Here is an 8,901-nt window from a genome sequence, read left to right on the forward strand (position 1 = left end):
AATCGAAGCAGCCGGGCCTTCCACCGGCCGCGAGCGCGATCCGGTGAACAGGGATGCCGGTCTCGACCTCGACCTGGCCCTCATCATCCGCCGACCGCGCCCGAGCGGCCCGCCCCCACCAGCGGCACAAGGCACCGGCCTGAGCCGGCCAGGAGGCCTCGAACCGCTCGCGGCATGGGGCGGCGACCCGGCCCGTCCGGTCCGCCGCCCGCCCCGCACTTCGCAGGCCGGGGCACGTACCATGGGCGACATGTCGTTCCTCCGCCGCCGCAGCGCCACTCCCGCCGGGCCCGACTTCGACGTACTGGCCATGGACCCGGGCGACTGGCCCGGCAATCTCGGTGCGGGACTGCTGCCCGCGCCCGACGGCACCTGCCAGGGCGTCTTCCTGCGCTACGACCTGTTCGGCGGTCGCGGCCCCGCGATGATCATCGGCAATCTGCCGGAGGGCTCCCCGGCCCGTGAGGTCGCCGAGGGCGAGATCCCCTTCGAGGTGGCCCAGCTGCTGCTGGCGCTGGAGAACGACGAGGAGGTCACCGTCGTCAGCACCGAGGACGTACCGGTGATGCAGGGCGACAACCTCCTGATCGTGCGCCGCGTCAAGCTCTCCGAGAGCCGCATCTCCTGCGTGCAGTTCGACCGCAGTGACAACGTCCTCGTGACCATCGCCGCCTGGGACCGCCCCATCACGGACGACCTCTACGCCCTCCTCAAGCCGCTGCCGGCGGAACTCTTCCAGCAGGGCTGAGCCCGAACCGACCGCACACGAAAGGGCCGCTGTACGCCTGACCCGGCGTACAGGGGCCCTTTCGTCCCCGTCAGCGAGTGCCGACCGCCGCGCGCACGGCGCGCCGGGCCAACTGGCAGTCGTCGTGCAGCCGCCGCAGCAGCAGCCTCTGCTCCTCGCCGGTCGGCGTGGCAGCCGGGTGCGCCGGGCCCGGTGCCGCCGGGGCCGCGTCGTGCATCGAACGCTGCACGGCCGTCTCGTAGGTACGGATCTCACGGGTCAGCACCAGCATCAGGTTCACCAGGAAGGCGTCCCTGGACGCGAGCCCCGCCGACTGGGCGATCTGGCTGATCTGACGGCGGGCGGCCGGTGCGTCCCCGAGCACCGACCACAACGTCGCCAGGTCGTAGCCCGGCAGGTACCAGCCGGCATGCTCCCAATCCACCAGCACTGGACCGGCCGGTGACAGGAGCATGTTCGACAGCAGTGCGTCGCCGTGGCAGAACTGGCCCATGCCCTGCCGCCCGGCCGTCTGCGCGATGCCGTGCAGCAGCTTCTGCAGGTCGCCCAGGTCCCGGTCGGTGAGCAGGCCCAGCTCGTGGTACCGGGAGATCCGGGCCGCGTAGTCGAGCGGGGCGTCGAAGGTGCCCGCCGGTGGGCGCCAGGCGTTCAGCCGGCAGATCGCGCCGAGTGCCGCTCTGATGTCCGCCCGGGGCGGCGCCTCCGCCGGGTGCCGCTGGAGCGCCGCCACCCGGCCCGGCATCCGCTCGATCACCAGGGTGCAGTTGTCCGGGTCCGCCGCGATCAGTCTCGGCGCCCGCACGGGAGGGCGGTGCCGGACGAACGAGCGGTACGCCGCTATCTCGTGGCGGATCCGCTCGGACCAGGCGGGGGAGTGGTCGAGTAAACACTTGGCGACGGCCGTGCTGCGACCGGTCGTGCCGACCAGGAGCACGGCCCGTCCGTTGCGGCGCAGGACCTGCACCGGGGCGAACTCCGGGCAGATGCGGTGCACGGACGCGATCGCCGTGCGCAGCTGCGCGCCCTGGGGGCCGGACAAGTCGAGTCTCCCGCTGAGCGGTTGAGTGCCGATGACGGTGCCGCGCCGAGCCCTGCCCGCACCGAGCACGGGGGCCGCCGGCCGCGCGGGGGCGAGGTAGGGGCCGCTGTCCGCGGGACGCGGGTGCAGCGGCCGGGGCGGTGCGGACACGGAGGACGATGCTGTGTACATGGGCGAAACAGATCCCTTCGTGTGCCTGCGACGACAGCGCACCACCCGGCCCGGAGGCCCGGGAGAACCCTGGGGAGTGTCCCTGGCGACCGGGTCGGGGTGGCGCGTTCCTACCTGACACCGGATGGCCCATGGCACACCATCTGGCGAACCCTGGCGAACCCTGGCGAATAGTCGCCCGGCAAGTCTCCCCGGGCTACTGTCAACTCAGCCGAGAACCTGGGGGCTTGACGTGAGCGGACAACCCAACACCCGGCTCGCGGACCTGTTCGGCCTGGCCGGCTGGTCCAAAGGCGAACTCGCGAGGCTGGTCAACCGGCAGGCGGCGGCCATGGGCCACCCCCAGCTGTCGACCGACACCTCCCGGGTGCGGCGGTGGATCGACACGGGAGAGATCCCGCGCGATCCGGTGCCGCGGGTGCTGGCGGCTCTGTTCACCGAGCGTCTCGGCCGTGTCGTGACCATCGAGGACCTCGGTCTGGTCCGGCACGGGCGTGCGGGGAAACGGCAGGGCGGCGGGAGCGCCGAGGCTCCCGACGGCGTGCCGTGGGCGCCCGAGCGGACGGCTGCGGTCCTCACCGAATTCACGGGAATGGACCTCATGCTCAACCGACGCGGCTTGGTGGGCGCGGGCGCCGCGCTCGCCGCGGGATCCGCACTCAGCAGCGCCATGTACGACTGGCTGCACACCGACCCTTCCCTGACCGCCGACGCTCCCGACCTCGACCGTCCCCTGCACGCCGACCCCGCTGGGTTCGACCGCTACGAGGCCGCCCCCATCGGGTCGCAGGAGATCGAGGAACTGGAGCGCTCGGTCGAGGTGTTCCGCGCCTGGGACGCGGCCCGCGGCGGCGGGCTCCAGCGCAAGGCCGTGGTGGGCCAGCTCAACGAGGTGGGCGGCATGCTCGCCTACCGTCACCCACCCCACCTCCAGCGGCGCCTGTGGGGCGTCGCCGCCAACCTGGCCGTCCTCGCGGGCTGGATGTCGCACGACGTCGGCCTGGAGCCCACGGCGCAGAAGTACTTCGTCATCGCCGCGCACGCGGCCAGAGAGGGCGGGGACCGCCCCCGCGCGGGTGAGGCACTGTCCCGTGCGGCCCGCCAGATGGTGCACCTGGGCAAGCCCGATGACGCCCTGGACCTGATGAAACTCGCCACGTCCGGCTCGGGCGACGAGGTGCTGCCCCGCACCCGGGCGATGCTCTGCACCATCGAGGCCTGGGCGCAGGCGGCCATGGGCAAGGGCCAGGCGATGCGACGCACACTCGGCCGGGCGGAGGACCTGTTCGTCTCCGACAAGGCCGACGTCCCGCCGCCGGACTGGATGCAGACCTTCAAGGAGGAGGACCTCTACGGCATGCAGGCGCTGGCCTACCGCACGCTCGCCGAGTTCGAGCCGGGCGCGGCCGCCCATGCCCAGCACTACGCGGAGAAGGCGCTGGCCCTGCGGGTCGACGGCCGGCAGCGGTCGAAGATCTTCGACTACCTGTCGATGGCGTCGGCCTGCTTCATCGCGGACGATCCCGAACAGGCGGACCGGTACGCGCGACTGGCCCTGGTGTCGATGGGGTCCAACTCCTCCCACCGCACCTGGGACCGGCTGCGCCAGATGTACCGGCTCACCGCCGAGTACTCGGGCTATCCGAGGATCCAGGAGCTGCGGGAGGAGATCAAGCTCGCCCTGCCGAAGACGAAGGGCAGGGGCGGCAGCCGGGCGCAGGCCTGAGGTCCCGGGTAGGCCCCGTTTCCGGTTCTCTACGACATGACCCGGGCGACGAGCACACAGGCGTTGTCCTCGCGCCCGCCCTCGCCGACCTCCTGGACCACGGTCCGTAAACAGTCCTCCGCGGTGCGGTTCCGCGCCATACGCGGTGCCAGGCCGAGGAGGAGGTTCGCCGCCGCCGATCCGGTGTGCCCGGGTACCAGCCCGTCGGTGTGCAGGAGCAGCAGGTCGCCCACCCGGAGCGTCTCTTCGGCCTGCCCGTAGACGGCGCCCGAGGTGGCCCCGAGCAGGACGCCGTCCGGTGCGTCCAGGACGCGCCCCGTCCCGTCGCGGAACAGCAGCGGGGCGGGGTGCCCGGCCTGCGCCCACACCAGGGTGCGGTCCGCGGGCCGGTAGCGGCAGCAGACGGCGCTGCCCAGCGCGGGTTGCACGGTGGCGTCGAGTAACTGGTTCAGCCAGGCCATCACCTGCCCCGGCTGCGCGCCGGCCATGGCCATGCCGCGTACGGCACCGAGCAGCATGGTCATGTTCGATGTGACGCCGACTCCCTGGCCGGTGAGGTCGCCGACGCTGAGAAGCGTTTCGCCGTCGGTCAGTTCGAGGGCGTCGTACCAGTCGCCGCCGATGAGTGTGCGGGTGGACGCCGGCAGGTGGTGGGACGCGAGGTTGAGGGTCCTGGGGCCCCGGTGCGGGAGCCGCAGGGAGCCGCGCCACGGCGGCAGCACGGCCTCCTGCAGCTCGGCCGCGATCCGGTGCTCGCTCTGCGCGGCCTCCTGCCGGTGGTGCAGCGACTCACGGGTCTCGCTCACCACCCGCTGGCTGCGGCGCAGTTCGCTGACGTCACGCAGTACGGCCCACATCGAGGCGGTACTGCCGTCGGTGTCGAGCACCGGTTCGCCCATCATGTGCAGGGTCCGTACGTCGCCGGCCCGGCGGGCGATACGGAACTCGCCGTCGATGGGCCGGGCGTCGACGAGGCAGTCGGTGACCATCGCCGTCAGCTTCGGCCGGTCCTCGTCCACGACCAGTGACGGCAGTTCGTCGAGGGTGAGCGGGGAGGCGGCCGGGTCGCGGCCCAGGATCCGGTAGAGCTCGCCGGACCAACTGGCCTCGTCCGTCAGCAGGTTCCACTCGGCGCTGCCGACCCGGCTGAGCAGGGAGCCCTGCGCGGGGAGGGGGGCTTCCGAGGCCGCTGCCGTGGGCAGGGGGCCGTCCCGCAGCTGGGCCAGGTGCTCGTCGAGGTCGTTGAGCTGGTGCAGGGCCAGGTCGTACAGGGCACGCTGCCAGCGCTCGCGGGGGTGGTCCGATCCCTCTCCGCCGGAGTCACGGCGCACCGCGTCCACGTCGCCCTTGAGCCGCCGCGTCTGCGATATGAGCGCGTCGACCGAGCCGCGTCCGGGCGGCTGGGCGGCTGGGCGGTCCGCGGAGAGGTGGGACGGCATGACGCACTCCGATGCGGGGACGGTACGGCCAAGGCGGACGGAGGGACCGTTACGACTGTTGCACAGCCCGCGACGGCCTGTAAGGGATTCGGCGACACACGATACGGTGGTGCTTCTGGCATATGTCACAGTCTCGCGGAGCTACTCCGGGGTAGGTGGGGAACGCTCTCCCCGGAGGCTCAAGTCGTAGGTTACACAGGGCACTTGACGACCCATGGGAAACACCCGCATGAGGCTCATGCGGGTGTTCGATGGTTCTCTGTTCGAGCCGTGGTCAGTAGCGCAGCACCCCGGCCATGCCGGCCGCCTCCCCGAGCGTGCCGTCCGGGACGAAGCGGACGTCGGCCCCGGTCTCCAGGCACTGTTCGACGATCTCGTCCACGATGTCCTCGCGGGAGTCGAGGTCGCCGCTCTCGGCGAGGATCAGATGGTCCCCGGCGTCGCGGACCGTCACGCGGTAGTTCTCCTCGACGGCAAGCAGCCGGACGCGGCCGTCCCGGGCGCTCTGCCACAACTCGTCCACACCGGCGGCGAACGCACGTCGGCCGCGGGCCGTTTCGAGGGCGCGGGTCACGGCGTCCGTACTGCGGCGGGCCTCCGCCTCGACCACCGGGCGCACGGCCTGCCACACGGTCTCGGGGGTCCCGTGGGCGAGCCCGCCGTGCGGGATGTGCACCGCGCCGCGGGCGGTACCGCCGACCTCGTCCAGCAGGGAGAGGGCGGCCGGCTCGCCGGTGACGTACAGCTGCCTCGGGTGGTCGCGCAGCACGGCGTTCATCGCGGTGCCGGCCTCGCGCAGGAACTGGCGGGTGCGTTCCTCCCGGAAGGCGCTCGGTGTGTCGCCGGTCCGCTGCTGCCGTTCCGGGTCGAAGTTCTCCACGCGCCGGGTCAGCGGGAAGCCGCCGACCCGGGCCTCGGCGACCCGGTCGACGCCGCCGTTCCACAGGGTGACGCGGTCCGCGGCGAGCGACAGGATCCAGAAGGGACGCCCGGCCGTCTGGGCGGAGACGAGGTTGCGGGTGAGGAAGGTGTCCGAGAGCACCACGCGTTCGGGTACGGACCTCGCCAGTGACCACACCTGGTGCTCGCCCGGAGCGGCGAAGATCGCCAGGCCGTCCTCGGCATGGGTCAGGTCGACCTCGGTCATGGCCCGGTCCAGGTGCCCGGCGACCTCGGTGCGTCGCTCCCGGGTGACGGCCGGATCGGCCTCCAGCTGCCTCTTCGCCTCGGCCACCGCATTGCGCAGCCGGACCTGGTCCTGGGCGTTGTAGGGATCGCGCCGATGGGTCGGCGTCAGCACGGAGACCGCGGGGTAGGGGCGCGGGCGCCGCAGCTCGGCAAGGGTCGCGGGACTCAGAACGCTCTCCATGACAGAACGATAGAGCGAATTCGGCATAAGGGCATTTGGGGCAATCGATCTCACTCGTCGTCGCGGTCGGAACCGCAGGAGCTGCCGTCCGGCGGAAGCGTCCCGTACAGCAGGAAGGCGTCGACCTTGCCGTGCACGCACTTCGACGAGCCGTAGCCGGTGTGCCCTTCGCCCCGGTTGTCGAGCACCACGGCCGACGGTCCGAGCCGCTTGGCCGTCTCCACCGTCCAGCGGTACGGCGTGGCCGGATCGCCCCGGGTGCCGACGAGCAGCATCCTCGGCGTGTCGAGGTCCTTGACGTCCTCGCGGATGTAGTCGGTGCCCCTGGGGCGGCCATAGCACATCAGCACCTGGGTGAGCCGGTAGCGCCCGAAGACCGGTGAGGCCTGCTCGTAGCGGGCGCGCAGCCGGCCGAGGTCCTCGGTGACCTGCGCGGCGGAGGGGCGGTCCGGATCGTCCGCGCAGTTGACGGCCATCAGTGCCGCGGGCAGGTTGTCGATCGGCACGTCCGCGGGGTCGGTCAGCCCGGTGTGCGGGCCGCGCCGCGGCGGGAGGGTGAAGCCCCCGGACAGGAACGCCTCCAGGCCGCTCGGGTCGCCGTCCTCCAGCAGTCGGCCGACGGCCCGCTGCAGCGAGGGCCACAGCTCCCTGCTGTAGAGGCCCTGCCCGAGAGCCCCGGCGAAGTCCTGGCCGGAGAACGCCTCGCCGAAGTCGTTCGGCAGTGGATCCTTGTCGAGCGACTCGACCACCTGCACGACGTGCTTCCGGGCTTCTCGCGGATCCCGTCCGAACGGGCAGGCGATGTCCTCGGTGCACCAGGTGAGGAAGTTCTCCAGTGCGGTCTGCTGTCCCCGGGCGCTCGCCACGCCCTGGTCGGACAGGGGCTCGGTCAGCGTGTCGACGCCGTCCAGCACCATCCTGCCGACCTTCTTCGGGTGCTGGGCCGCGTACACCGCGCCGAGCCGGCTCCCGTAGGAGAAGCCCAGGTAGTTGAGCTTGTCGTCGCCGAGCGCGTCGCGTATGACGTCCATGTCGCGGGCGGCGTCGACCGTGCCGATGTGGGGCAGGACGGGGCCCGAGTGCTCGCTGCACTCGGCCGCCGCCGCGCGCAGCTCTTCGAGGACGGCCGCCGGGTCGGTCACGTCGGCATTGCCGTCGGTGGCGTCCAGGGCGCTGTCCGAGGCGTTTCCGCAGCTGACCGGCGAGGAGCGGCCCACGCCGCGGGGGTCGAAGGAGACCACGTCGTAGCCGTTGGTCAGGCCCATGAAGTCCTTGCCGCCCATGGCGAGTTGGGCCACGCCCTGCCCGCCCGGACCGCCGAAGTTCAGCAGGACCGATCCCCGCGACGTGCCCGTGGCCCGGTAGCGGGCGACGGCGACGTCGAGGGTGCCCTGCCCGGGCCTGGCGTAGTCGAGCGGGACGGTGACCTTCCCGCACTGGAGGTCCTTCGGCATGTCCATGCCTTCGCACTTCGACCATGTGACCTTCTGGTCGTAGAAGCGCTTGAGACCGGGCGGAGGGTCGTCGGCGGCCGGGAGGGCGGTGCCCAGCAGGGCGAGCCCGGCCGTACCGGTGACCGCGCAGCGCCGTATCGAGGGGCGCGAGGACAGCTTGGCCAGCATCGATGCCTCCAGGGACGCGGGGCGTCCGGCAGCGGACCGGGACCGGCGCCCTCGCTCACCATATGCGGGCCCCGGAACCCGCGCCTCCGGGCGGGCGGGGCCGGGTGGCGAGCCGTGATCTGCGCTGCTCGCCCCCGAAAAGCCCGCATGCGGGGCCGGTATACCAAGGGCTTTACCGCTAGTTCGACAACCGGGCCGCTCGATGGAGTGAAAGGCCGATAAGCCATAACTCGGACCGGCCGCTCCGCGTTCTACCCGGTGCGGGTGAGTGCCCGCCACGCGATGTCTGGAAGGCAGGGGTCCCATGAGACGCCTCACCCGAAACGGAGTGATCGCCGTCGCCGCCGCCTCGGGCGCGATGGCCGTGACCGTCCCCGCGTACGCCGGTTCCGGTGCGGACGGCTCGGCGGCCGGTTCGCCCGGAGTGTCCTCCGGCAACACCGTCCAGCTGCCGGTGCACGTCCCGGTGAACGTGTGCGGGAACACCGTGAACGTGGTGGGGCTCCTGAACCCCGCCGCCGGCAACGGCTGCGCGAACGACGACGACGGGTCGGCAGGCCGGCCGGGCACGCCCGGGGGCGCGGTCGCCGAGGGTAGCGGAAAGGATTCACCGGGAGTGATCTCCGGCAACGGCGTGCGGTTGCCGGTCAGTCTCCCGGTCAACGTCACGGGCAACTCGGCGAACGCGGTCGGCATCGGCAACCCGTCGACCGGCAACGAGTCCTCGAACACCCCCGGTGAGCAGCGTCCGGCCCGCCCCCAGCACCCGCCGAAGCCGGTCCCGGAG

Annotated in this window: 7 protein-coding genes; 3 read left to right on the forward strand and 4 right to left on the reverse strand. The window is 72.1% G+C overall.

What is annotated here, in order from left to right; translation table 11 throughout:
• Positions 1-250: 250 nt before the first annotated feature.
• Positions 251-748 carry a glycosyltransferase family protein gene (locus C1J00_RS10590; RefSeq protein WP_102908790.1) on the forward strand — a complete coding sequence of 166 codons (498 nt, stop codon included), beginning with the start codon at positions 251-253 and terminating at the stop codon, positions 746-748.
• Between the two features lie 70 nt (positions 749-818).
• On the opposite strand, the gene C1J00_RS10595 is transcribed toward C1J00_RS10590, so the two are convergent.
• Positions 819-1,958, reverse strand: coding sequence for an aminoglycoside phosphotransferase family protein (locus tag C1J00_RS10595; protein WP_102908785.1), 1,140 nt, complete (start codon positions 1,956-1,958; stop codon positions 819-821).
• Positions 1,959-2,190: 232 nt separating this feature from the next.
• Here C1J00_RS10595 and C1J00_RS10600 point away from each other — a divergent pair, with 232 nt between their 5' ends.
• Positions 2,191-3,684 (forward strand): DNA-binding protein NsdB, encoded by a 1,494-nt coding sequence (locus C1J00_RS10600; protein WP_102908786.1) that lies wholly within the window; start codon positions 2,191-2,193, stop codon positions 3,682-3,684.
• A gap of 29 nt (positions 3,685-3,713) precedes the next feature.
• On the opposite strand, the gene C1J00_RS10605 is transcribed toward C1J00_RS10600, so the two are convergent.
• From C1J00_RS10605 to C1J00_RS10615, 3 genes are all read right to left on the reverse strand, one after another.
• Positions 3,714-5,123 (reverse strand): PP2C family protein-serine/threonine phosphatase, encoded by a 1,410-nt coding sequence (locus C1J00_RS10605; RefSeq protein WP_102908787.1) that lies wholly within the window; start codon positions 5,121-5,123, stop codon positions 3,714-3,716.
• 274 nt (positions 5,124-5,397) lie between these two features.
• Positions 5,398-6,492: a baeRF3 domain-containing protein gene (locus tag C1J00_RS10610; RefSeq protein ID WP_102908788.1), complete on the reverse strand. Its 1,095-nt coding sequence runs from the start codon at positions 6,490-6,492 to the stop codon at positions 5,398-5,400.
• A gap of 50 nt (positions 6,493-6,542) precedes the next feature.
• Complete coding sequence (locus tag C1J00_RS10615; RefSeq protein WP_102908789.1) at positions 6,543-8,114, reverse strand: alpha/beta hydrolase; 1,572 nt, start codon at positions 8,112-8,114, stop codon at positions 6,543-6,545.
• Between the two features lie 304 nt (positions 8,115-8,418).
• Here C1J00_RS10615 and C1J00_RS10620 point away from each other — a divergent pair.
• The coding region (locus C1J00_RS10620; protein WP_102908791.1) for a chaplin at positions 8,419-8,901 on the forward strand (483 nt) is incomplete at its 3' end.

It is taken from the genome of Streptomyces cahuitamycinicus, assembly GCF_002891435.1.
Classification (GTDB): Bacteria; Actinomycetota; Actinomycetes; order Streptomycetales; family Streptomycetaceae; genus Streptomyces; species Streptomyces cahuitamycinicus.

Bases quoted from the DNA above. Each gene is read 5' to 3' on its own strand.
- C1J00_RS10590 (WP_102908790.1), top strand. From the start codon at position 251: ATGTCGTTCCTCCGCCGCCGCAGCGCCACTCCCGCCGGGCCCGACTTC.
- C1J00_RS10595 (WP_102908785.1), bottom strand. From the start codon at position 1,958: ATGTACACAGCATCGTCCTCCGTGTCCGCACCGCCCCGGCCGCTGCAC.
- C1J00_RS10605 (WP_102908787.1), bottom strand. From the start codon at position 5,123: ATGCCGTCCCACCTCTCCGCGGACCGCCCAGCCGCCCAGCCGCCCGGA.
- C1J00_RS10610 (WP_102908788.1), bottom strand. From the start codon at position 6,492: ATGGAGAGCGTTCTGAGTCCCGCGACCCTTGCCGAGCTGCGGCGCCCG.
- C1J00_RS10615 (WP_102908789.1), bottom strand. From the start codon at position 8,114: ATGCTGGCCAAGCTGTCCTCGCGCCCCTCGATACGGCGCTGCGCGGTC.